Annotated in this window: 20 protein-coding genes and 1 pseudogene; 7 read left to right on the top strand and 14 right to left on the bottom strand. The window is 65.4% G+C overall.

Features of this window, described 5'->3' with window-relative positions:
- Window positions 1–8 precede the first annotated feature (8 nt).
- The 3 genes from LOY33_RS13580 to araD1 form a co-directional block, all read right to left on the bottom strand.
- On the bottom strand, window positions 9–1,565 hold the full coding sequence (locus LOY33_RS13580) for a UxaA family hydrolase (protein ID WP_058540127.1): 1,557 nt from the start codon (window positions 1,563–1,565) through the stop codon (window positions 9–11).
- Between the two features lie 30 nt (window positions 1,566–1,595).
- A complete protein-coding gene (locus tag LOY33_RS13575) occupies window positions 1,596–2,912 on the bottom strand; it encodes an MFS transporter (RefSeq protein ID WP_371917302.1) in 1,317 nt (438 codons plus the stop codon).
- A gap of 63 nt (window positions 2,913–2,975) precedes the next feature.
- Window positions 2,976–3,974, bottom strand: coding sequence for an AraD1 family protein (gene araD1 / locus LOY33_RS13570; protein WP_058540128.1), 999 nt, complete (start codon window positions 3,972–3,974; stop codon window positions 2,976–2,978).
- Between the two features lie 112 nt (window positions 3,975–4,086).
- Here araD1 and LOY33_RS13565 point away from each other — a divergent pair, with 112 nt between their 5' ends.
- Window positions 4,087–5,004: a LysR family transcriptional regulator gene (locus tag LOY33_RS13565; protein WP_043861345.1), complete on the top strand. Its 918-nt coding sequence runs from the start codon at window positions 4,087–4,089 to the stop codon at window positions 5,002–5,004.
- Between the two features lie 80 nt (window positions 5,005–5,084).
- Here the strand turns inward: LOY33_RS13565 and LOY33_RS13560 are convergent, their stop codons facing one another.
- The 5 genes from LOY33_RS13560 to LOY33_RS13540 all read right to left on the bottom strand — a co-directional run bounded on the left by LOY33_RS13560 (window position 5,085) and on the right by LOY33_RS13540 (window position 9,809).
- Window positions 5,085–5,900, bottom strand: coding sequence for a gamma-glutamyl-gamma-aminobutyrate hydrolase family protein (locus LOY33_RS13560; protein WP_043861344.1), 816 nt, complete (start codon window positions 5,898–5,900; stop codon window positions 5,085–5,087).
- 306 nt (window positions 5,901–6,206) lie between these two features.
- On the bottom strand, window positions 6,207–6,668 hold the full coding sequence (locus LOY33_RS13555) for a hypothetical protein (RefSeq protein WP_258658711.1): 462 nt from the start codon (window positions 6,666–6,668) through the stop codon (window positions 6,207–6,209).
- A 30-nt stretch (window positions 6,669–6,698) separates the two neighbouring features.
- The gene (locus LOY33_RS13550) at window positions 6,699–7,337 is read right to left on the bottom strand and encodes a glycine zipper domain-containing protein (RefSeq protein ID WP_196933110.1); all 639 of its coding nucleotides are present in this window, start codon (window positions 7,335–7,337) and stop codon (window positions 6,699–6,701) included.
- A gap of 37 nt (window positions 7,338–7,374) precedes the next feature.
- The gene (locus LOY33_RS13545) at window positions 7,375–9,015 is read right to left on the bottom strand and encodes a hypothetical protein (RefSeq protein WP_258658708.1); all 1,641 of its coding nucleotides are present in this window, start codon (window positions 9,013–9,015) and stop codon (window positions 7,375–7,377) included.
- 2 nt (window positions 9,016–9,017) lie between these two features.
- Window positions 9,018–9,809 (bottom strand): hypothetical protein, encoded by a 792-nt coding sequence (locus LOY33_RS13540; RefSeq protein ID WP_236066300.1) that lies wholly within the window; start codon window positions 9,807–9,809, stop codon window positions 9,018–9,020.
- A gap of 197 nt (window positions 9,810–10,006) precedes the next feature.
- Here LOY33_RS13540 and LOY33_RS13535 point away from each other — a divergent pair, with 197 nt between their 5' ends.
- Together LOY33_RS13535 and LOY33_RS13530 are read left to right on the top strand one after the other, a co-directional pair.
- On the top strand, window positions 10,007–11,737 hold the full coding sequence (locus tag LOY33_RS13535) for a zinc finger-like domain-containing protein (RefSeq protein ID WP_088514962.1): 1,731 nt from the start codon (window positions 10,007–10,009) through the stop codon (window positions 11,735–11,737).
- A 158-nt stretch (window positions 11,738–11,895) separates the two neighbouring features.
- Entirely contained in the window at window positions 11,896–12,189 is a 294-nt protein-coding gene (locus LOY33_RS13530; protein WP_058540134.1) for a hypothetical protein, read from the top strand.
- 99 nt (window positions 12,190–12,288) lie between these two features.
- Here LOY33_RS13530 and LOY33_RS13525 read toward each other — a convergent pair whose 3' ends face one another.
- The 6 genes and pseudogenes from LOY33_RS13525 to LOY33_RS13500 form a co-directional block, all read right to left on the bottom strand.
- The gene (locus tag LOY33_RS13525) at window positions 12,289–13,077 is read right to left on the bottom strand and encodes an amino acid ABC transporter ATP-binding protein (RefSeq protein WP_043861496.1); all 789 of its coding nucleotides are present in this window, start codon (window positions 13,075–13,077) and stop codon (window positions 12,289–12,291) included.
- Between the two features lie 19 nt (window positions 13,078–13,096).
- Window positions 13,097–14,341 (bottom strand): FAD-binding oxidoreductase, encoded by a 1,245-nt coding sequence (locus LOY33_RS13520; RefSeq protein WP_054914584.1) that lies wholly within the window; start codon window positions 14,339–14,341, stop codon window positions 13,097–13,099.
- 24 nt (window positions 14,342–14,365) lie between these two features.
- Complete coding sequence (locus LOY33_RS13515) at window positions 14,366–15,076, bottom strand: ABC transporter permease (protein WP_043861426.1); 711 nt, start codon at window positions 15,074–15,076, stop codon at window positions 14,366–14,368.
- Window positions 15,073–15,793: pseudogene (locus LOY33_RS13510) on the bottom strand (ABC transporter permease). The gene LOY33_RS13515 and the pseudogene LOY33_RS13510 overlap by 4 nt, the downstream one beginning before the upstream one ends.
- Window positions 15,794–15,902: 109 nt before the next feature.
- Complete coding sequence (locus tag LOY33_RS13505) at window positions 15,903–16,661, bottom strand: ABC transporter substrate-binding protein (protein ID WP_258658699.1); 759 nt, start codon at window positions 16,659–16,661, stop codon at window positions 15,903–15,905.
- A gap of 29 nt (window positions 16,662–16,690) precedes the next feature.
- Complete coding sequence (locus LOY33_RS13500) at window positions 16,691–17,560, bottom strand: MurR/RpiR family transcriptional regulator (protein ID WP_043861429.1); 870 nt, start codon at window positions 17,558–17,560, stop codon at window positions 16,691–16,693.
- A gap of 148 nt (window positions 17,561–17,708) precedes the next feature.
- On the opposite strand from LOY33_RS13500, the gene LOY33_RS13495 reads away from it, so the two are divergent.
- From LOY33_RS13495 to tpx, 4 genes are all read left to right on the top strand, one after another.
- Window positions 17,709–18,725 (top strand): Ldh family oxidoreductase, encoded by a 1,017-nt coding sequence (locus LOY33_RS13495; RefSeq protein ID WP_043861430.1) that lies wholly within the window; start codon window positions 17,709–17,711, stop codon window positions 18,723–18,725.
- A 137-nt stretch (window positions 18,726–18,862) separates the two neighbouring features.
- Window positions 18,863–20,065 (top strand): amino acid aminotransferase, encoded by a 1,203-nt coding sequence (locus LOY33_RS13490; RefSeq protein WP_043861431.1) that lies wholly within the window; start codon window positions 18,863–18,865, stop codon window positions 20,063–20,065.
- A 228-nt stretch (window positions 20,066–20,293) separates the two neighbouring features.
- Complete coding sequence (locus LOY33_RS13485) at window positions 20,294–21,571, top strand: serine/threonine transporter (RefSeq protein ID WP_043861432.1); 1,278 nt, start codon at window positions 20,294–20,296, stop codon at window positions 21,569–21,571.
- Between the two features lie 152 nt (window positions 21,572–21,723).
- Window positions 21,724–22,224 carry a thiol peroxidase gene (gene tpx, locus LOY33_RS13480; RefSeq protein WP_043861433.1) on the top strand — a complete coding sequence of 167 codons (501 nt, stop codon included), beginning with the start codon at window positions 21,724–21,726 and terminating at the stop codon, window positions 22,222–22,224.
- Window positions 22,225–22,450: the final 226 nt, after the last annotated feature.

Raw genomic sequence — 22,450 nt, 5'->3', positions numbered from 1 at the left:
GCAGGGGCTCAGGTGATGGCGCCGATCTGCCAGGGCACGAATTCGTTCTGGCCGTAGCCATGTTGTTCGCTCTTGCTGCGCTCGCCCGAGGCAATTCGCAGCATCAGGCGGTAGATGTGTTCGCCGCGTTCCTCGATGGTGGTGCTGGCGTCGGCGATGCCGCCGCAGTTCACGTCCATGTCGTCTTCCTGGGTTTCCCACAGGCGGGTGTTGGTGGCCAGCTTGATCGAGGGCGACGGTGCGCAGCCGTAGGCCGAACCGCGCCCGGTGGTGAAGGCGATCAGGTTGGCGCCGCCGGCGACCTGGCCGGTGGCCGAGATCGGGTCGTAGCCGGGGGTGTCCATGAACACCAGGCCGTGGGCACGCACCGGTTCGGCGTATTCGTAGACGTCCATCAGGTCGCTGGAGCCGGCCTTGGCCACGGCGCCCAGGGATTTTTCAAGAATGGTGGTGAGGCCGCCGGCCTTGTTGCCGGCCGAGGGGTTGTTGTTCAGTTCGGCGCCCATGCGCTCGCAGTAGGCTTCCCACCAGTGGATGCGCGCGATCAGCTTTTCGCCCACTTCGCGGCTGACCGCACGGCGCGTGAGCAGGTGCTCGGCGCCGTAGATTTCCGGGGTTTCGGACAGTATCGCGGTGCCACCGGCCGCTACCAGGCGATCCACCGCATTGCCCAGTGCCGGGTTGGCGGTGATGCCCGAATAGCCGTCGGAGCCGCCACATTGCAGGCCGACGGTCAGGTGCCTGACGCTGACCGGCTCGCGACGCACCTGATCGGCTTCGGCCAGCAGCGACTTGACCTGGGCGATGCCGCTGGCAATGGTGCGCGTGGTGCCGCCGGTGCCCTGGATGGTGAAGGTGCGCAGGGTGTGGCTGCTGTTCAGGCCCTGGGCGGCCAGCAGGTCGGGGATCTGGTTGGTCTCGCAGCCCAGGCCGATCATCAGCACCGAGGCGAAGTTGGCATGCACCGCGTACCCGCCCAGGGTGCGCTGCAGCATCGCCAGCGCCTCGCCGCCAGGGTCGACCGCGCAGCCCACGCCGTGGGTCAGGGCCACCACGCCGTCCACGTTGGGGTAGGGCGCGAGCGCCTCGGGGTGGATGTCGCGGCGAAAATGGTCGGCGATGGCGCGTGCCACGGTGGCCGAGCAGTTCACCGAGGTGAGGATGCCGATGTAGTTGCGCGTGGCCACCCGGCCGTCGGCGCGCACGATGCCCATGAAGGTATCGTCGGTGGTGGCCGGTGTGCCCCTGGCGTCCACGCCGAAGGCGTAGTCGCGGGCAAAGTCGCCCATGGCCAGGTTGTGCACGTGCACATGCTCGCCGGCGGCGATGGGCTGGCTGGCAAAGCCGATGATCTGCCCGTAGCGGCGCAGCGGCTGGCCGGGGGCGATGGCGCGCACCGCCACCTTGTGCCCGGCCGGGATGGCCTGCAGCACCTCGATGTGCTCGGCCTGCAGGTGCAGGCCCTTTGGCAGGGGCTGGCGGGCGATCAGCACGTCGTCCAGCGGGTTGAGGCGGATCACGGCGTTGGCGGCGCTGTCGCTGCCTGTTGTTGTAATGAGTTGCATCTCAGTCATCTCCAGAGGCGTGGGCCGGGCTTACGCCAGGCCGCGCTCGCGATAGTCGATCAGGCCGGAGAACAGCATCAGGCCGAAGGCCATGACCACGAAGAAGATCAGGGCCAGGAAGTAGGAGCCGGTGAACTGCACGATCAGGCCGATCAGGATCGGCACCAGTACGCCGACCATGTTGCCGCAGAAGTTCATGCTGCCGCCCAGGATGCCGGCCTTGGACTTGCCGCCCAGGATCGCTGGCAGGCACCAGTACATGCCGCACCAGCGGATGAAGAACAGCGCGACGCACAGCAGGGCGATGACCCGCGCGGCATCCGGGGTGTAGGCCACCAGCAGGATGCACAGGGCAGCCACGGCGGCGGAGCCTGCGAACATGCTGCGCATCACGGTGTTGGGCTGGCCGCCGCTGGCTTTCCACTTGTCGGCGATCCAGCCGCCGATCAGCTCGCCGACGAAGCCGCACATGAAGATCAGGAAGGTGGCGCCGCCCATGGCCTTGATGTCCAGGTTGTGGGCCTGGTGCAGGTAGCTCGGCATCCAGGTCAGCAGGCCGTAGAACACGCTGTTGTAGCAGGCATAGCCGGCGAACATGGCCAGTACCGAGCGGCTCTTGAGCAGCTCCTTGAGGATCGCCTTGCGCCCGTTGCCGTCGCTGGCCACCGCGTTGGCCTGGTTGATGTAGTCCAGCTCGGCGGCGTTGACCTTGGGGTGCTCGCAAGGGTGGTTGCGGATGTACCACCAGGCCCAGATGCCGACCACGATGGTGCCCACCCCGGCGATCACGAAGGCGATGCGCCAGGAGTCGAACCAGGTGATCAGGCCGGCGATGATGATCGCACCGAATGCGGTGCCCAGCGGCGCGCCGCCGTCCACCAGGGTGGCGCCACGCCCACGCTCGTTGGGGGTCAGCCAGGCGCCGTTGAGCTTGGCCCCGGCCGGCATGATCGGCGATTCGGCCACACCCAGGCCGACGCGGGTGATCAGCAGGGTGATCCAGTTGTGCGCGCCGCCGGCCAGTGCCTGGAAGGCGCCCCAGCCAATGGTGGCGGCACCGATGATGTTGCGCACCTGGAAACGGTCCAGCAGCATGCCGCTGGGGATCTGCATCAGTGCGTACGACCAGAAGAACGCGCTGAGAATCAGGCCTTCCATGGCCGGGGTCAGTTCGAATTCCGCCGAGATCAGCGGCAGCGCCACCGACAGCGAGGCGCGGTCGATGTAGTTGATCGCGGCCAGCAACAGCAGGATCAGGAAGATGCGCCAGCGCACGGTGGTGGGCCGCTGGGCATCGGTGGCAGCCAGGGCAGGTGCCGGGGCGGCCTGCAAGGAGGTGTCTTTCATGCTCATCTCACTCTTATGGTTGTTATGAAATGCCGCGGCGGCGCGCGGGGCGCCGCCTGCGGTTCAGAGCGCTTTCACCTCGCCGGGTGAGATGGCCGAAGGCGTCACGCTGATGCCATTGCGCAGCGGGGCGCCGAACTCGGGCAGGCTGATTTCGAACACGTCGCCGGGCGCGGCCTTGACCTGGTCGGCGAACGACAGGGTCGCGGTGCCGAAGAAGTGCACGTGCACATCGCCCGGACGCAGGAACTGGGTGTACTTGAAGTGGTGGTACTCCAGGTTCTCCAGCGAATGGCACATGTTGTCCTCGCCGCTGAGGAATTCCTTTTCCCACAGCAGGTTATCACCGCGGTGGATACGGCTGACGCCGCCCAGGTGAGCGGGCAGCTCGCCGACCCGCAACTCGGGGCCGTAGGAGCAGTTGCGCAGCTTGGAGTGGGCCAGGTACAGGTAGTTGCGCCGCTCCATCACATGGTCGGAGAACTCGTTGCCGATGGCGAAGCCTACCCGGTAGGGCTGACCGTCATCGCCGATCACGTACAGGCCGGCCAGTTCGGGCTCTTCGCCGCTGTCTTCGGCAAAGGCGGGGCTCTGGAACGGCTGGCCGGGGCGTACCACGATCGAGCCGTCGCCCTTGTAGAACCATTCCGGCTGCACACCGGCGGTGCCGGAGGGCGGGCGGCCGCCTTCGATGCCCCACTGGAAGATGCGGGCGGTGTCGGTCAGGGCGGTGCTGTCGTCGATTTTCTGCTGGTGCATCTTGTCGCGGGTCGAGGCGCTGCCCAGGTGGGTCAGGCCGGTGCCGCTGATCAGGCAGTGGGCGGGGTCGTCGTGGTCCAGCGGCGGCAGCACCCGGCAGTCGGCCAGGGCCTGGGCGTAACTGTGGGCGGTGGCGTCCAGGCCGCGGGCGAGCACTTCGTCGCACAGGCTGCGGGTGTTGCGAATCGCGGCCAGGGCCAGTTCACGCATGGTGCGGGTATTGCGTACCACCTGGATCAGGTCGCCTTCGATGACGCCGACGTGACGCGCGGCTGCAGGGGTTTCGAATTGGATCAGACGCATGCTGACTCCTGATTGTTCTTGTGGGGAGGGCTGTTGTCCGACACTTTAAATTTGCGTGGCTTTGCTGCCTAATGACAGCTGTTGACCGAGGGATAACCAAAAGTAATCACCTATGCTGCCACCCCTGACTACCATGGCTTCGCGCCTGCGCATGCGCCAGTTGCGCCTGTTGATCAGCCTCGACGAGCTGGGCTCGATCCACAAGGCCGCCCAGGCCCTGTCGATTACCCAGCCGGGCGCGACCAAGGCCCTCAATGAAATCGAATCGACCCTGGGCGCGGTACTGTTCGAGCGCACCAGCAAGGGGCTGGAGGCCAATGACCTGGGGCGCTGCGTGGTGCGTTATGCGCGCCTGATCAATACCGACCTGGCGCACCTGCGCGAAGAGATGATCGGTATTCTGCAGGGCCACGGCGGGCGGCTGTCGGTGGGGTCGATCATGGGGGCGGTACCGATGCTGGTGGAGGGCCTGGCGCGTCTGCGCGAGAGCCAGCCGGACCTGTCGGTATCGATCGTCGAGGACACCAGCGACCGCCTGCTCAGCTTGCTCGATCAGGGCCGTCTGGATGTGGTGATCTGCCGAACCAGCGTGAGCCCGCGACCGGGCGCCTATGTGAGCCGGGCCAGGCATCAGGAGCAGTTGGTGGTGGTGGCCAATCTGCAGCACCCGCTGGTGGGGTGTGCCGAGTTGAGGCTCGAGGCGTTGGCGGATTCCCGCTGGGTGGTGTTCCCGGTGAACATGCCGATGCGCTTGACGCTGGAGCGAGAATTTCGTGAGGCGGGTTTGAGCTTTCCGCTGTATCCCATTGAAACTTCATCAACTTTCACCACGCTCACGTTGCTGTTGCAGGACCGTGGGCTGGTGGCGGTGATGCCGTGGGACTCGGCCAGGATCGCGCTCGAGCATGGGATGCTGGCGCAACTGCCGCTGGAATTGAACTCGCGCAGCGAGCCCTATGAGGTGGTCACGCGCAAGGGGGTGGAACTGCCGGTGCCGGCGCAGTTGCTGATCGAGGCGCTGGGGGTGTGAGGTGACAGGCCGGGCCCTTCGCCGGCAAGGCCGGCTCCTGCGGCAGGAGCCGGCCTTGCCGGCGAAACGGTTGGCGCGAATCAGGCCGTAGAGCCGACCTTCTTTGCCGCCTGACCCTTGGCTGCCTGCTGGCGGCAGGCCTGGCCGAAGGCTTCGAACATCTTCACCGAGTCCGGGTTCTGCGCCGCCTGCCATTCCGGGTGCCATTGCACCGCGAACAGGAACGGCGACAGGCTTGGTGCATGGATCGCTTCCACCAGCCCGTCTTCGGCACGTGCCAGTGGCTCGAGGCCTTCACCCAGGGTCTTCAGGCCCTGGCCATGCAGCGAGTTGACGCGGATTTCATCGCTCTGCAGCAGTTCTCGCAGCCAGCTACCGGCTTCCAGGCGCACGCTGTGAACCTGGCTGTACTGCACATCAACCGGATCATCGGGGTTCTCCCGGTGATCGTTGAAGCCTGGCTCGGCATAGACCTTCTGGTAGATGTCGCCGCCCAGTGCCACGTTGATTTCCTGCATGCCGCGGCAGATACCGAAGATCGGCAGGCCACGGGCGATGGCCAGTTGCACCAGCGGCAGGTCGAACAGGTCGCGGTCGCGGTCCTGGGCCTTGCCCGGGGTTTCGTTCTCCTGGCCATACAGCGCCGGGTCGATGTTGCTGCCGGCACCGGTCAGGTACACGCCGTCGGCCATGTCCAGGTACTGCTCGAGGTCTTCGGTACCGCAGCAGGTCGGAACCAGAACCGGCACGCATCCGGCATGGTCGACCAGGGGTTGGATGTATTTGTGGGTCATTACCTGGTAGGCATGGCCCTTGCGTTCCTGGGCACCCATGGTCATGAGCACGACAGGCTTGCGCAGGGTCTGATTCTTATTGCCAATGTTGCTGTTGGGCATATGTCACCTTGGGACAGGCTCGGCCTGTCATTGTTGTGCAGGCGCATCGGGAACCGCTGACGCTACCTGAGGTTTCGAGCACTGCCGAGAGCGCCTGGAAGGACGACTCCCGGTCGAAACCTGTGACATAGCTTGCCAGAGCCGTTAAATATGTCAAACGGCTTTACCCTGTGGCAGGCTAATTTCATTATGTTGTTTCTAGAAATACAACCCAATACCTTGTTTTATAAGGATTAATGTCAATTGTTAGCGTGCTTGGTAGTTCATTATATTTAACGTACGACTTTCGGCGTAGGCAACCAGGCCTCAGCTGGCCGGCTGGCCCTTGCGCCAGCGCCGCATGCCGGTGGTGATTGCATACAGCAGCCAGACAGCCCAGCCGACCAGCACGAACCAGCCGAACACGAAGGGTATGCCGATGACGCCCACCCCCAGCAGCAACAGGCCGATCCAGAACATGCGGATCTGGAAGGTGTAGTGGCTGCGGTCCAGGTCATTGGCGCCAGCGCGGCTCTGGTAGGCGTAGACCAGCCCGGCAGGCGCGGTGACCACCACCAGCAGGCTGATGAGGTACAGCACGTAGACCAGCATCGGGCCGTTGTCGCTGCTGCGGGTGTAGGTGCTCTGGTTCTGCTGCGCCTGGCGGTGGCGCGGCTTGTAGTAGGCCGTGTGGTCGGTGCTGTCGGGCTGCTGCGGTTGGATTTGCGGCTTGCTTTGCGGCTTTGCGCGGCCATCCGGGTCGGGGCGTTGAATCTTGAAATCCTGCATGCTTGCTGTTCTCCACTGGAGTTGGAAGGCTTAAGCCTGGGCGTCGTGCATGACCTGAATCGCCGACTGGGTGCCGCGGGTCTGCTCGCGGTACTGGTAGGTGACCTTGTCGGTGGCGACCTTGCCGTTGTAGCCGCTCTTGATGGTTCTGACGATGTAGTTGAAGTCGCCCTTGCTGCGGGTGGTGACCACCACATTGGCCTTGCTGCGGGCACCGGACACGTAGCTGCCGACGCGGCCCAGGGGCTCCTTGAGGCGCTTGTCGCGCTTGTTGACCAGGGCCTGGGGCACGTTCACCTGCATGGAGTCGACGGCATCGATGCTGGCGGCGCCCACCGCATTGCGCTCGTCGGCCGGCACCGCGACCTGGCGGGTACTGACCTGCACGGCGGCTACGTCGGCAGACTGGCGCTCGATGTCGGCCTGCACCTGCCGGGCCTGCTGCAGGTCTTTCTGGCGGCCGATGTAGTAGCCGCTGGGGGCGCCCAGCGCGGCACCAATGGCGCAGCCCACACCGGGCTTGCCGCCGGTGCCGGCCGCAATGATCGCGCCGCCCAGGCAGCCGGCAGCACCGCCCAGTGCGGTGCTGCCCATCTGCGAGTTCTGGCAGCCGCCGAGCAGCACGCTGCCAGCCAGTAGTACAAGGGTAAGGGTGGTCGAGCGGGTCAAGGTGGGGCTCCTTTCAGGCCGTGGCGGGGCGCTGTCATCAGTCGTTGTCGTGGTAGCCGTAGCTCAGGCCTTGCAGCAGGTGCAGGCGTATCGCTTCGTTGAGCGGGTAGAACAGCGGCTGCACCTGGGCGGTCCACTGCGCACCGTGGGCGATCACCCAGCCCATGGCGCCCAGGGTGCTGGCGCCTCGCTGCTTTAGGGTGAGAAACAGCGGCTGTTCGGTGACCTTGTTGCTGAACGGCATCGGCAGCGCCAGCACCACCACCGCGTACACCGCCAGCGCCCCCCAGTAGGCGCGGCGCGGTACCGGGCGCACGGCGCGCAGGGCGAACAGGGTGCATTTGAACAGGTGGGTGAAGGCCCCCAGCAACGAGAACAGCAGGGCGATCATCGGCACGATCAGGGCGCGGTAGCTGTCGCGGCCGATGTCGGCCTTGTCGTTGCGCTCGCCATAGCGGGCCGGCTCGACCAGGCGTTCGTCGAGCAGTTGCTGGGCATCCAGGCGCAGGGTCGGGCGGTAGATCGCCTGTTCATAGGCGTCGAGCGACCAGTCGGGCTTGAGTGACAGGCTGTCGGGCAGGTACAGCGCGCTACGCCAGCGCTGCTGGATCGCCGGGTCGGCGAAGAACCCCTGGCGCGACAGGCCGGGTTTGATCCAGTCGCCCTGGATATGCTTGAACAGCTCGGTGCCGTAGGCGCCGCTGGCATGGCCCTGCACGCGCTTGGCCACGGCCAGGTTGAAGCCGGCGCGGTCGCCGGGTTGCCAGTTGTCACTCACCTGAATGCCCTTGTCATCCAGCATGCGGCGCACCTGCGGCCAGTGCCGGCGCGGCACGTTGCCTGGGGTCAGGCGGCGATTGCGCTGCTTGAGGGTCTGCACGTAATCGTCCCAGGCCTGCTGCTGATGCCGGGCGATGGCGGCCGGGCTGGTGGCGTCCAGGTAGCGCTGGCTGCCCTGGCGGTAGTTGCCGTACAGCTCGTCCAGCTCGGCCAGGGCCTCGCGGTAACGCTGGTAGTTGTCGGCCAGCGGGCCGCGGCGGGTTTCGGCGAACAGTTCGAAGAAGGCCAGGCCCTGCTGGCGCACCCGCTCTTCGAGGCGATCGACCGACTGCAGCAGGATCGGCAGGGTGGCCAGCAGGGTCTTGCCCTCGGGGCGCTTGTAGTCGTCGGTGCCCAGCTCCAGCCCCTTCAGGCCGAACTCGCGATGCACCAACAGGTAGCTGATGGGCACGCCCAGCACGGCGCGGGCACGCTCCTGCGGGGTGGAGGTGGCGACCAGGTGGTTGATCAGGGCCAATTGCGCATAAAACACCACCAGCAGGCAGCTGCCCACCGTCAGCGCAGACCAGGCCAGCGTGCGGCCCAGGCTCCAGTACTGGCTGCAGGCCTTTTTCAGTACCCAGCCCAGGCCCAGCAGGGCCACGGCGGTGCCGGCGATCAGGCGTCCGTAGAATTCGATCGACTCGACCTGGGCGGGGCTGGCCAGCCCGCCCACCACATCCAGCAGGCGTGCGTTGAAGCCCATCTCGACGAGCAGGTAACACAGCGTCAGCCCCAGCATCAGGCGGGCCACGAAGCGTTGCTGTTGGCGGGGCGTTGACGCACGTGCCACGACAGGCCGGCGCAGCCACCCGCGCCATGGCCGGCCCGTCAGGTCGGGCGACAGGCGGCTGTTCACGGCTAGTGTTCCAGCTCGGAGGTCAGGTCGAGCGTCACCCGGCGCTGGGCCGGCGCCGCGGTTTTGGCGCGGTCGACCACTTCAGTGGCGACCTGGGGCGTGACCTGCGGCGCGGCCGATGGCGCTGCTGCCGGGGCAGGCGTTGGCGGTTTGGCTTCGACCCTGGCCACTGCGGGCGCGGGCCTGGGTTGCGGCGGGGGCGTCGGGGCCACGGCGTGCTGGACGGGTGCAGGGCGTGGCGCTGCGGCCCTGGCAGGGGCTGGTGTCGCCTTGGCCAGGCCCTTGAGCAGGTTCGGCAGGTCGACCCGCAGCGGGCCGCGGAACTGCCGGTCGAGCGACGAGTAGGTCCAGGCCGCCGACTGCGTGCCGTTGAGCTGCATCGCCACCAGGCTTTTGCCGTCTTCGGCGCGCTGCAAGGCCAGCATGTCGGAACAGCCGCCCAGGCGGTAAGGCCCCCACGCCGAGGTGCCGGACAACACCACCAGCGCGCTTTGCGAGTCGCATTGCGGCGTGCGGTAGCTGAGCACCACGGCGGTTTCGCCCTGCAGGTCGTAGGTGCCCTCCACATTGGTTTCGCGCCACTGCGCTGGCAGCTGCAATTGCAGCTTGCGCTGGGGCAGCGTGAGGTAGGCGTGCCCCTGTGGGGTTTCCATGTGGTTGATCGGGCCGGCAGCCGAGGGGTGGGTGCCGATCAACTGGTCGGCCAGCGCGCCGGATGCCTGGAAGGCGAGCCCGGCCATTAGCCAGCAGGCCAGGGCGAGTGCGCTGAAACGTGAGGGGGTGTGGTGTTTCAAAGAGTGCTTCCCTGTACTGATGGCGCGCGTGACCCGCTGCGCGGGATGGTAGCACAGGGCTACATATTGGGCAGTTTCCTACAAGAATTGCTGACAACCGAAACGTGACGCGTAGCGCACGCCAGGGGCGGCGTGGCATTCTGTGGCGTTACGCCAGCAGGCGAAAACAGGACGCGCGCATTGAGACGGAGTAGACGATGACCCAGGCATTCACCCGCACCGTGGAGCAAGCACTGCGCAGCCGCCTGCAGGGGTGCGGCTATGACACCTCCGATCTCGAGCTGACTGTGCAGCAGGTCGAGGACAAGGGGCGCGCGGTGAGCGTGAGCCGGCGCTGGAGCCTGGTGACCGAAGTGCGCCGCGAGTCGGCTTCGGTGGGGCTGCGGATCAATTCGGTGAGCGAACACCAGCTCGAGCAGTCGATGGCCGAGCAGCGTCAAGTGCTGCTGGGCAGGGGCGCGGCGCATTACAAGAACCGTGTGCTCAAGGGGCTGGGCAGCAATCCCGCGCATTTTCTGCGCAGCCAGCAGGTGAAGCTGTTTGCCCTGGACCCGCTCTACACCAGCCATACCTGCGGCACCTGCAGCGGTTACGGCAAGCAGCGCTGCACCGCGTGCAACGGCAGTTGCAAGCTAAGATGCAGCAGTTGCAGCGGCAAGGGCCGCACGCAGTGCTGGGGCTGTGGCGGCTCCGGCCGCACCGGCAGTGGCAGTTGTGCCTACTGCATGGGCGCAGGCGGCGACAACTGCCCCAGTTGTGTGGGCGGCTCTGTGGCGTGCGGCTGCATGGGGGGGCAGGTGACCTGCGGCGGCTGTTTGGGCGACAAGTTCATCTGCACCCGCTACACCCTGGAGGTGTCGGCCAAGGCAGTCGGCAATTCGGTACACCTGAAGTCCAACGATACCTGGCTCAAGCCTTACGTCGACGAGTGGGGGGATGAGCCCGAAACCATCGAGCGGGCTGCCGAAGGGTTCGCCGCGCCCTATTACCCGGACAACACACCCGAGAAGGGCGACCTGGTACTGAGCGTGGACGGCACCTGCTATTACAGCCAGGCCCAGGTGCGTGCCGGACGGCGCAGCATCCGTTGCAACATGCTTGGCCGCTACCGGCATGTGGTGTTCGATGACGGGCTGGCCGCCAGCTACTTCGACAGGGTGATCGAGCAGTTGGAAAACCCGGCAGACATCGAACAGGTGGCCCTGGCCAGCGAGCGTTCGGTGGCCCGGCGCATGATCGAGGAGTCTGGACACGTGAATTACGTCAGCCAGCTGTCGGACGTGAAAAACGGCACGGTCAGCCCCGAGCAGGCCAATCGCTTCTTCGCGCTGCGCAAGAACGCCTCGGACCAGCAGACGGCCCTGCGCAGCAAATTGGAGCCCAGGCTGGTGCTGCGCCGTGCGCTGGGTTACTTCTGGCGGCTGAGCCTGCTGATGCTGGTGCTGTTCTTTTTCAGCGCGGGCAAGCTTCTGGAGGTGAAGTTCGGCGGGCCGCAGGTGCTGTTCAGGGCCGATGGCCCGGCCACGGTGTGGGCCATGTTCAAGCATTACCTGGTGCTGCCGTTCACCAGCCCGATCAACGGGGTGATGCTGGTGGGCGTGGGGCTGCTGTGCACCTGGCTGTTCAAGGACATGCTGTGGCACCGCATGAACCGCTTCATGGGCAAGGGCCCGGGCAATCGGCTGCTGGCCGCCGTGGTGCTGGCCTTCTGCCTGATGCCGCTGCTGGCGTTGTTCCCGGACACGCCGATCGCCCTGCTGCGGGACGGGCCACGCCTGCAGCACATGCTGCCCAATGCGCTGGTCGGCATGCTGGGGGCCTTGCCCACGCTGGTGCCGCTTTCGCTGCTGCTGGCCCTGGTGTTCAACCGCGCGCTCAACGCGCCGGCCATCGATGCGCGGCTGCGGCGCATGAACTTCGACGTGTGAGGGGGCAAGGGCAGGGCGTGTACCTGTCCTATACTTCGCGTATCCGCAACAGCTGGCTGTCGTTGATCGGATCGAGACGTCTCGATGCCGCCGGTAGTGCCTGTAGTCGTAGTCGCAGCTGAGCCGTCACTCAATCAGCGCTGCGCAGGGGTATAGCCATGGACATCGTGAGTCTGGTCATTCAGGTCATCAGTGGTGTGGTAGGCGGCAATGCCGCCGGCATGAGCAAGCAGAGCATGGGGCCGTTGCTCAATTCGATCTTCGGCGGGGTGGGCGGGGTGATCGTGGGCCAGATACTGGCCGCGATCACCGGTGAGCCCGGGGCCGGCATGGGGGCTGGCGGGTCGCTGGACATGGCGGCGATCATCAGCAGCATCGTCGGCGGTGGTGCCGGCGGCGCGGTGCTGACGTTCGTGGCCGGGTTTATCAAGTCGAAGATGCAGGCGCGCTAGTCGTAGTACGTGGTGGGCTCTTCGCGGGGCAAGCCCGCTCCCTCAAGGCCGGCGTGAGCCCCTGTGGGAGCGGGCGTGACCCGCGAAAGGTCAGCGGCTTCAGTGCAGAATCTGCGCCAGGAAGCCCTTGGCCCGATCACTCTGCGGGTTGTTGAAGAACGCCTCGGGCGGGGCATCCTCGATGATCTGCCCGCCGTCCAGAAACAGCACGCGCTCGGCCACCTGTCGCGCAAAGCCCATTTCGTGGGTCACACACAGCATGGTCATGCCGGTGTCGGCAAGCTTGACCAGCACATCCAGCACTTCGGCGACCATCTCCGGGTCCAGTGCCGAGGTCGGCTCGTCGAACAGCATGATCTTTGGCTTCATGCACAGCGCCCGGGCGATTGCCACGCGCTGCTGCTGCCCGCCCGACAGCTGGCTGGGGTACTTGCCCGCCTGGCTCTCGATGCCCACCTTGTTCAGGTAGAACCGTGCCCGCTCCTCGGCCTCCTTGCGCGACAGGCCGCGCACGCTCATCGGCGCCAGGGTGCAGTTGTCGAGCACGCTCATGTGCGGGAACAGGTTGAAGTGCTGGAACACCATGCCGATCTCGCTGCGCACCTCGGCGGCCTGGCGCGTGGTCAGCGCCAGGTCGGTGTCGTTGACCAGCAGGGTGCCTTTTTCGGCGATCTCCAGGCGGTTGATGCAGCGGATCAGCGTCGACTTGCCCGAGCCGGACGGCCCGCACAGCACGATGCGCTCACCTTCACGCACCTTGAGGTCGACGTCGCGCAGTACGTGAAAGTCGCCATAGAACTTGTTCAGCCCGTCGATGCTCACCACGACCTTGCGCGGGTCGGGGTGCGTGTCGGGGCGTGCAGCGGCAAGGCTCAGTGGTGCGGTCATGTTGTTGTTCTCCGCGATCTCAGTGTTCGAAGCGGTCGGCGCCATAGGGCGTCGGGTCGGTAAAGGTGTTTTCGCCGGTAATCATTTCTGCGAGCAGGCGCCCGCATACCGGGCCCAGGGTGAGGCCGTGGTGGGCGTGGCCGAAGTTGAACCACAGGCCCTTGTGCCGCGGCGCCGGGCCGATCACCGGGCGCATGTCCGGCAGGCAGGGGCGTCGGCCCAGCCACGGCGCGTCCTGGGTGCGCTCGCCCAGCGGGAACAGCTGGCGGGCGATGGCTTCGCAGCGCTGCAACTGGACCTCGTTGGCCGCATCGTCGCTGGCGGCGAACTCGATGCCGGTGGTCAGGCGAATGCCCTGGGCCATCGGTGCCAGCACGAAGCCGCCCTGCACGTCGCACAGTGAATGCTTGAGTGCAGCACCGGCCTTGGCATGGAAATGTACGTGATAGCCGCGCTTGACCTCCAACGGGATATCGTAGCCCAGCGGGCGGAACAGCTCGCCGGCCTGCGGGCCCAGCGCGATCACCGCCTCCGGTGCAGTGACCGGGCCCTGGCGGGTGTCGACCTGCCATTCGCTGGCCACCTGGCGCAGGGTGCGCGCATCGCCCTGGATGAACTGCCCGCCGCGCTTGACGAACAGCGCCGCGTAGCCGCGGGTGAGGCCGCCGGGGTTGCTCACGGTCTTGGGGTCGAGCCAGTGGATGCCGCCCACGGCGTTGGCGCTCAGGTCCGGTTCGCGATCGTGCAGTTGCTGCTTGTCGAGAATCTCGAACTGCAGGCCGTAGGGCTTGAGCGCCTGGGCATCGGCCACGGCCTGGGCCAGGGCAGGCTGGGTGCGGTACACCTCGATCCAGCCCTTGGCCTGCACCATGGCGCCCAGTTCGGCGGCCTCGATCAGTGCGTCGTGTTCCTCGACGCAGCGCTGCACCAGCGGCAGCATGGCGCGGGTGGCCTCGGCCAGGGGCGCCGGGGCGGAGTTCTTCCAGTACTGCAGCAACCAGGGCGCGGCCTTGGGCAGGTAGCTGAAGCTGTAGCGCACGTCGGGCTGGCGGTTGAGGCCGTAGCGCAGCAGCTTGGACAGCTCGCGCGGGAAGGCATAGGGGATCACGCTGGAGCGCTCGATCAGGCCGGCATTGCCGTGGCTGGTGCCGCTGCCCGGTTCGTCACGGTCGATCAGGATCACCTTGCGCCCGCGTGCTTGCAGGTGCAGGGCCGTGGAAACACCGACGATACCGGCGCCCAGAACGATGGTTTGGCAATGCATGAAAAAATCCTCTACGGCTACGGTTCAGCGCAGGTGGCGGCCCAGTCGGGCTTCTATGTGTTTGAGGCTGCGGCGCACGATCTCCACGATCAGCAGGTAGAGCACCGCGGCCCACAGGTAGATCTGGAAGTCGAAACTGCGCGAGAAGGCCAGCTTGGTCACGCCCATCAGGTCGTAGATGGTCACCAGCGAGGCGATTGCACTGGCCTTGATCATCAGAATCAGCTCGTTGCCCAGCGGGCCGATGGCCACGATCAGCGACTGCGGCAGGATCACCTTGAAGAAGGTCGTCGAGCGCTTCAGGCTCAGTGCCCTGGCCGCCTCGTATTGCCCGGGGGCCACGGCCATCAGGCTGCCGCGAAAGATCTCGGCCTGGTAGGCGGCGGTGTTCAGGGTGAAGGCCAGCAGGGTGCAGTACCAGGCTTCGCGGAAGAACCACCACATGCCGACGTCCTGCCAGAAGCTCTTGAGCGAGCCCAGCCCGTAGTACAGCAGAAACAGCTGCGCCAGCAGCGGCGAGCCCCGGAAGAAGTAGATGTAGCCGGCGCTCAGGCGTTGCAGCAGCACGTTGTTCGACAGCCGCGCCAGCGCCAGCAGCAGGCCCAGCAGGGCGCCCAGGGTGAAGGAGATGGCCACCAGTTTGCCGGTGACCAGCAGCCCGTCGATAAAGCGCGGGCCGTAGCGTTCGAGCAGGTCGGGGTCGACGAAGAACGCCAGCAGGGCATCGAGATTCATGTGCGTGCACTCCGCAGGTGACGGCTGGTGTGGCGTTCGATATAGGCGAAGACCCGGCCCGACAGCGCCGAGAACAGCAGGTAGCCCAGGCAGGCGACGGTGTAGAAGAACATCGGCTCCTTGGTCACGCTGACGGCCAGGTTGGTCTGGCGCATCAGGTCGACCAGCGAGATGGTCGACACCAGCGAGGTGTCCTTGAGCAGCGACAGCCAGTTGTTCGACAGGCCCGGCAGGGCGATGCGCACCAGCTGCGGGAACACCACCTTGCGGAAGGTGGTGGTTTTGCTCAGGCCCAGCGCGGCCGAGGCCTCGTACTGGCCCTTGGGAATGGTCTTGAACGCGCCCAGCCAGATTTCACTGGAGAACGCGGCGAACACCAGGCTGAAGGCGATCATGGCGGCGAGGAAGGTATTGATCATTACCTCGCCCTCGTAGCCCATGGCGGTGAGGATCTTCTGCGCGGCGATCTGGCAGCCGTAATAGATGATCAGCAGCGTGAGCAGTTCGGGCAGGCCGCGAAATACCGTGGAGAACACGGTGGCCCAGGCGCGCGGAAAGCGTTTTTTTCGAGCGGGCGGCCAGCGCCACGCCCAGGCCCAGCGGCAGGCCGATAGGCAGGCAGGCCAGGGCCAGGGAAATGGTCACCAGGGCGCCGGCCAGCAGGGCCTGGCCCCAGCCGCCGCTGGCGAAGGATAACAGGGACAGTTGTTCGATCATGCGCGAACCCTCGGCAAGACAACAGGGCCTCTTCGCCGGCAAGCCGGCTCCCACAGGGTCGCGGTTGACGCAAAACCCTGTGGGAGCTGGCTTGCCAGCGAATGCGGTCTTACTGGTAGATATCGAAGTCGAAGTATTTGCTGGAGATCTTCTGGTAAGTCCCGTTGGCGACGATCTCGTCCAGGGCCTTGTTCAGGCGCTCGCGCAGCGCCTCGTCTTCCTTGCGCACGGCGATCGAGGCATCGGCGGTGGTGCCCTTGACGTCACCCAGGATCTTGCAGCAGTCCTTGCCTGCCTTGCCCAGCCATTCGAGCAGCGGGAACTTGTCGGCAATCACCCCGTCCAGGCGCCCGGCGGCGAGGTCCGCGTTGGCTTCGTCCAGGGTCGGGTACAGCTTGACGTCGGCACCGGCCTTGCCATACACGTCTTCGGCGTAGATCGCCTGGGTGGAGGAGGACTGCGCGCCCACCGTGTAACCCTTGAAGTCGGTCTGCGCGTCGGTGATCTCGCTGTCCTTGGGCACTGCGACCGACAGCGGTGTCTTGTAGTAGTGGTTGGTGAAGGCGATTTTCTTGCGGCGCTCTTCGGTGTTGATCATCGAGGCCACCACGGCGTCGTACTTCTTGGCTATCAGCGCCGGGATGATGCCTTCCCAGTCCTGGGCCACCACGGTGCACTCGACCTTCATCTGTTCGCACAGGGCCTTGGCGATGTCCACGTCAAAGCCGTGCAGCTGGTTCTTGGAGTCGACGTAGTTGAACGGCGGGTAGGCGCCTTCGGTGGCGATCTTCAGGGTTTCGGCCTGGGCCGAGGTGATGCCGGCGAACAGCAGCGCGCATGCGCCTGCAAAGCGGAGGACGGGTTTCATGAAACACCTCGTGGTTGATTGCACTCTTGCTATTGTTTGCTCGTTGACGTGTAGCCAACGAATTCGTTGTGTAGAGCGGCAGTTGCTTCCAAGCGTTTTTCAACATCCGGCCCGAGCTTCTTGCAGACCTCGTTGACCATCAGGTGTACCCACGACAGCATCGTCGCGGTGGACTCCCAGAACAGATTGAATTCGGTGGGGATGCGAAACACCTCGTCGGCGTTGGCATCGGCCCAGTCACAGAAGGTGTCGGTAACCAGTGTTACCGGGATGCCCGCTTCGCGTGCCTTGCGACACAGCACCAGGGCGTGGCGCGAGTAGCGGCGCGCCTCGAACACCACCAGCGCGCAGTCGTGCGAGGCGCTGAGCAGCACTTCGCCGAAGTGCCCGGCGCTGCCGTCCACCACCTGCACGCCATCGCGCAGGTATTGCAGCAGGTGGCTCATGCACTGGGCGATACCGCGCTCGGTCTGGAACCCGGCAATGAATACCCGGCGCCGTTCGGCCAGGCGCCGGGCCACGGTGTGCCAGGCCTCGGTGCGGCTGTACTCGTAGACCCGCACCAGGGCGGCGACCTCCAGCTCGAGGCTGCGCGCGCGGTCGATGTCGTCCTTGCCCTGTTGTTGGCGAAATTCTTGCAACCGATCACCGACCAGCCATGGGCCATCGCCCAGGTCGTCCTTGAGATCGTGCTTGAGGGCCTTGAGGTGCTCGTAGCCGAGCGAGCGGCAGAAACGCCCGACACTCGATTCGCTGACGCCGATTTTTGCCGCCAGGCTGGCCGAGGTCTCGAAGGGCAGGTCGGTGAAATGGGCGAGCATGTACGTGGCGATCTTGCGACCCGAGGCCGCCGCATGTTGCAGGCTGTTTTCCAGGCGTTGCTTGATCGGTTGGCTCACGGACGATTCTCGACGGCGGTTGCGCTGGGAATAGAAAATGAATGTTTTCTGTCATCAAGTCAACATTTGACAGTTTGCTGTCAATCGGAGGAAAGTCCGCTATCGCTCACTGCTGTCGCCCATACCAATTCCAACAAGGGAGCTTCAGATGTCCGCAGCTGTTCACCACTTGCCCCAGGCCGATCTCGAGCGCCTGTTGCAGCAGATTTTCGTGCGCCACGGCACCAGCGAATCGGTTGCCCGCACGCTGGCCGCCAACTGCGCCAGCGCCCAGCGCGACGGCGCCCATAGCCACGGGGTATTCCGGATTCCCGCCTATGTGTCGACCCTGGCCAGTGGCTGGGTCAACGGCACGGCGGTGCCCCAGGTGCAGGACGTGGCCAGCGGCTACGTACGGGTCGATGCCGGCGGCGGTTTTGCCCAGCCGGCGCTCGAGGCGGCGCGGGCGCTGCTGGTGGAAAAGGCCCGCAGTGCCGGCATTGCGGTGCTGGCGATACACAACTCGCATCACTTCGCGGCCCTGTGGCCGGATGTCGAGCCCTTTGCCGAAGAAGGCCTGGTGGCCCTGAGCGTGGTCAACAGCATGACCTGCGTGGTGCCGCACGGCGCGCGCAAGCCACTGTTCGGTACCAACCCCATCGCGTTCGCCGCACCCTGTGCCGGGCATGCGCCGATCGTGTTCGACATGGCCACCAGCGCCATCGCCCATGGTGACGTGCAGATTGCCGCGCGCAAGGGCGAGCAGTTGCCCGAAGGCATGGGCGTGGACCGCGACGGGCAGCCGACCTGCGATCCGCAGGCGATTCTCGACGGGGGTGCCTTGCTGCCCTTTGGCGGGCACAAGGGCTCGGCGCTGTCGATGATGGTCGAGTTGCTGGCCGCGGCGCTGACCGGCGGCAACTTCTCGTTCGAGTTCGACTGGTCGCAGCACCCGGGCGCCAAGACCCCGTGGACCGGGCAACTGGTGATCGTGATCGACCCGACCAAGGCCGAAGGCAGCCGTTTTGCCGAGCGCAGCCGTGAACTGGTGGAACAGATGCAGGCGGTAGGCCTGACCCGCATGCCCGGCGAGCGGCGCTTGCGTGAGCGCGAGGCGTCGGCGCGGGACGGGGTGAGCGTGACGGCGCAGGAGTTCGAGCAGTTGCAGGTGTTGGCCAAGGGGTGACCCGCGGCCTTTTCGCCGGCGGATGCATGCGCAGCTGCACTGATCAGTTGCATCCAGGGTCATGTCACAAATCGGCGGCTACAGGTATCCTCGGCAGCGTCTTTCACGATTTGCCCAGACCCAAGGAGCTGCACGCTGTGTTCAAACATGTCGATGCCTATGCCGGCGATCCGATTCTCTCCCTGATGGAGACCTTCAAGGCCGATCCGCGTGCCAACAAGGTCAACCTGAGCATCGGCCTGTATTACGACGCCGCCGGTGTGGTGCCACAGCTGGCGGCAGTGGGCGAGGCGGAAAAACGCCTGGCCGACCAGCCCCACGAAGCCTCGCTGTACCTGCCGATGGAAGGCCTGGGCAGCTACCGCCAGGCGATCCAGGCGCTGCTGTTCGGCGCCGATCACCCGGCCGTGGGTGGCGCACGTGTGGCCACCGTGCAGACCGTGGGCGGCTCGGGTGCGCTGAAGGTCGGTGCCGACTTCCTCAAGCGCTACTTCGCCGACTCGCAGGTATGGGTCAGCGACCCGACCTGGGACAACCACCGCGCGATCTTCGAAGGCGCCGGGTTCAAGGTCAACACCTACCCGTACTTCGACCCGGCCACCCGTGGCCTGGACTTCGACGGCATGCTCGCCACCCTGCAGACCCTGCCAGCCAACAGCATCGTGCTGCTGCACCCGTGCTGCCACAACCCGACCGGGGTCGACCTGAACCAGGCGCAATGGCAGCAGGTGATCGAGGTGGTCAAGGCGCGCGAGCTGATTCCGTTCCTCGACATCGCCTACCAGGGCTTCGGTGAAGGCCTGGACGCCGACGCCTACGCCATTCGCGAGTTTGCCCGCGCCGGCGTGCCGTGCCTGGTCAGCAACTCGTTCTCCAAGATCTTCTCGCTGTATGGCGAGCGGGTTGGCGGCCTGTCGGTGGTCTGTGACGACAGCGCCACCGCGCAGAGCGTGCTGGGCCAGCTCAAGGCGACCGTGCGCCGCAACTACTCCAGCCCGCCCAACTTCGGTGCGCAACTGGTTGCGACGGTGCTTGGCGATGCCGGCCTGAATGCCCAGTGGCAGGCTGAAGTGGAGGGGATGCGCCTGCGTATCCTGGACATGCGCCAGGCGCTGGTGGATGCACTGGCGGTGCTGCTGCCGGGTCAGAACTTCGACTTCTTCCTGAGCCAGCGTGGCATGTTCAGCTACACCGGCTTCAGCGTGGAGCAGGTGCGCCGGCTGCGTGACGAGTTCGGCGTGTACCTGATCGACAGCGGCCGGGTGTGCATGTCGGGCGTGCGCCCGGACAACCTGCAGCAGGTGGCCGAGGCGTTCGCGGCGGTGCACAAGACCGCATAACGGCCAGTCCCGGCTCAAGCCCGCTCCCACACGTACAGTGATGGCCTTGTGGGGGCGGGCTTGACCGGCGCTGCGCTGCCGGCAGGTGCAACCACTCCTCGGCAAGGGCTTTGCAAGTGCAACCAAAGCGCGCACAATCGCGCCCCTCTTTTACAGCTGGGGTGCGCCGATGCGTCTGTTTGGCCACTCCCAGCGATGTTGCAGTCTTGCGAGCGGAGTTGCACCCGGATGAATGAGCAGGCCCCGAGCGTTGATCAACGCTTCGAATCGACCCCCGCCGCCCTAGGTAGCTGGGCCCGGCAGGACACCACCTGGATGCTGGGCCTGTTCGGTACCGCCATCGGTGCCGGCACGCTGTTCCTGCCAATCAACGCCGGCCTCGGCGGCTTCTGGCCGCTGCTGATCCTCGCGCTGCTGGCCTTCCCGATGACCTACTACGCACACCGTGGCCTGACCCGCTTCGTGCTCTCGGGGCGTGACGGTGCCGACATCACCGAAGTGGTGGAGGAGCATTTCGGCCTCAGCGCCGGCGCCTGCATCACCTTGCTGTACTTCCTGGCCATCTTCCCCATCCTGCTGATCTACAGCGTGGCCCTGACCAACACGGTCAGCAGCTTCATGGAGCATCAACTGCACATGGCGCCGCCGCCGCGGGTGCTGCTGTCGTTCGTGCTGATCCTGGGCCTGCTGGTCATCGTGCGCTGCGGCGAGCAGGCCACCGTCAAGGTCATGAGCCTGCTGGTGTACCCCTTCATCGTGGCCCTGGCATTGCTGGCGGTGTTCCTGATACCGCACTGGAACGGCGGCATCCTCACGACCGCCACCGAGCTGCCATCGGGGTCGGCATTCGTGCACACCCTGTGGCTGGCGATTCCGGTGATGGTGTTCTCGTTCAACCACTCGCCGATCATTTCGGCCTTTGCCGTGGACCAGAAGCGCCGCTACGGCGAGCACGCCGACGAGCGCAGCGGGCAGATCCTGCGGCGCGCGCACCTGTTGATGGTGGCGATGGTGATGTTCTTCGTGTTCAGCTGCGTGCTCACCCTGAACCCGGCGCAACTGGCCGAGGCCAAGGCGCAGAACCTGTCGATCCTGTCGTACCTGGCCAACCACTTCAGCAACCCGACCATCGAGTTCGCTGCACCGCTGATTGCCTTCATCGCCATCGCCAAGTCGTTCCTGGGCCACTACATCGGTGCCAGCGAAGGCCTCAAGGGCCTGGTGCTCAAGACGGGCAAGCGGCCGGGCGCCAAGGCCCTGGACCGGTTCACCGCAGCCTTCATGCTGGTGATCTGCTGGGTGGTGGCCACGCTCAACCCCAGCATCCTGAGCATGATCGAGTCGTTCGGCGGCCCGGTGATCGCGGCGATCTTGTTCCTGATGCCGATGTACGCCATCCGCCGCGTGCCGGCGATGCGCAAGTACAGTGGCGCGCTGTCCAACGTGTTCGTGGTCGTGGTGGGCCTGGTGGCCATCAGCGCCATCGTCTACTCGCTGGTCGGCTGAGGCCGGGGGCGGGCAGGGGTGCACACCCTTGCTCGCTCTTTGTCCACAAAAACTCTCTGGATATTCAACAATTTATCGCTGCCCCATAGGTGTCGGGGCACTTTCATGCTTAACTCTGGTCCTTTACTCACCCCCGCATAAGGACTTCTTTCATGGCTCAAGTGACTCTCAAAGGCAACCCGGTTCAGGTCAACGGCGAACTGCCGAAAGTCGGTGCCCAGGCACCTGCGTTTTCCCTGGTGGCGGGCGACCTGTCCGACGTGACCCTGGCTTCCTTCGCCGGCAAGCGTAAAGTGCTGAACATCTTCCCGAGCGTCGACACCCCGACCTGCGCCACCTCGGTGCGCCAGTTCAACGCCAAGGCCAACGAACTGGCCAACACCGTGGTACTGTGCATCTCGGCCGACCTGCCGTTCGCCCAGGCACGCTTCTGCGGCGCCGAAGGCCTGGAGAACGTCAAGAACCTGTCCACCCTGCGTGGTGCCGAATTCATCCAGAACTACGGCGTGGCCATCGCCGACGGCCCGCTCAAGGGCCTGACTGCCCGTGCAGTCGTGGTACTGGACGAAAACGACAAGGTGCTGCACGCCGAACTGGTCAAGGAAATCGCCGAAGAGCCGAACTACGACGCGGCGCTGGCGGTACTGAAGTAACGTATTCAGGCACCGCGAGTTTTCATGCACCGCATGGATGCCTTCGCTGGCAAGCCAGCTCCCACAGGGGGGCGGTGCTGAAATAGAAAGGTTATTTGAAAAAAGTTGTAACGGCCTGGCCTTAGCCCAGGCCGTTTTTATTTATAGTTCAGCACTTTGCCAACGTCAGCTCTAGGTAAATAGCCGGTAAAGGCGCTTTGCTAAAACCGCTCTACTGCTTATCGTT

The organism is Pseudomonas sp. B21-036 (assembly GCF_024748925.1).
GTDB classification, from domain to species: domain Bacteria; phylum Pseudomonadota; class Gammaproteobacteria; order Pseudomonadales; family Pseudomonadaceae; genus Aquipseudomonas; species Aquipseudomonas palmensis.
This window is presented reverse-complemented; position numbering and strand designations above follow the sequence as displayed.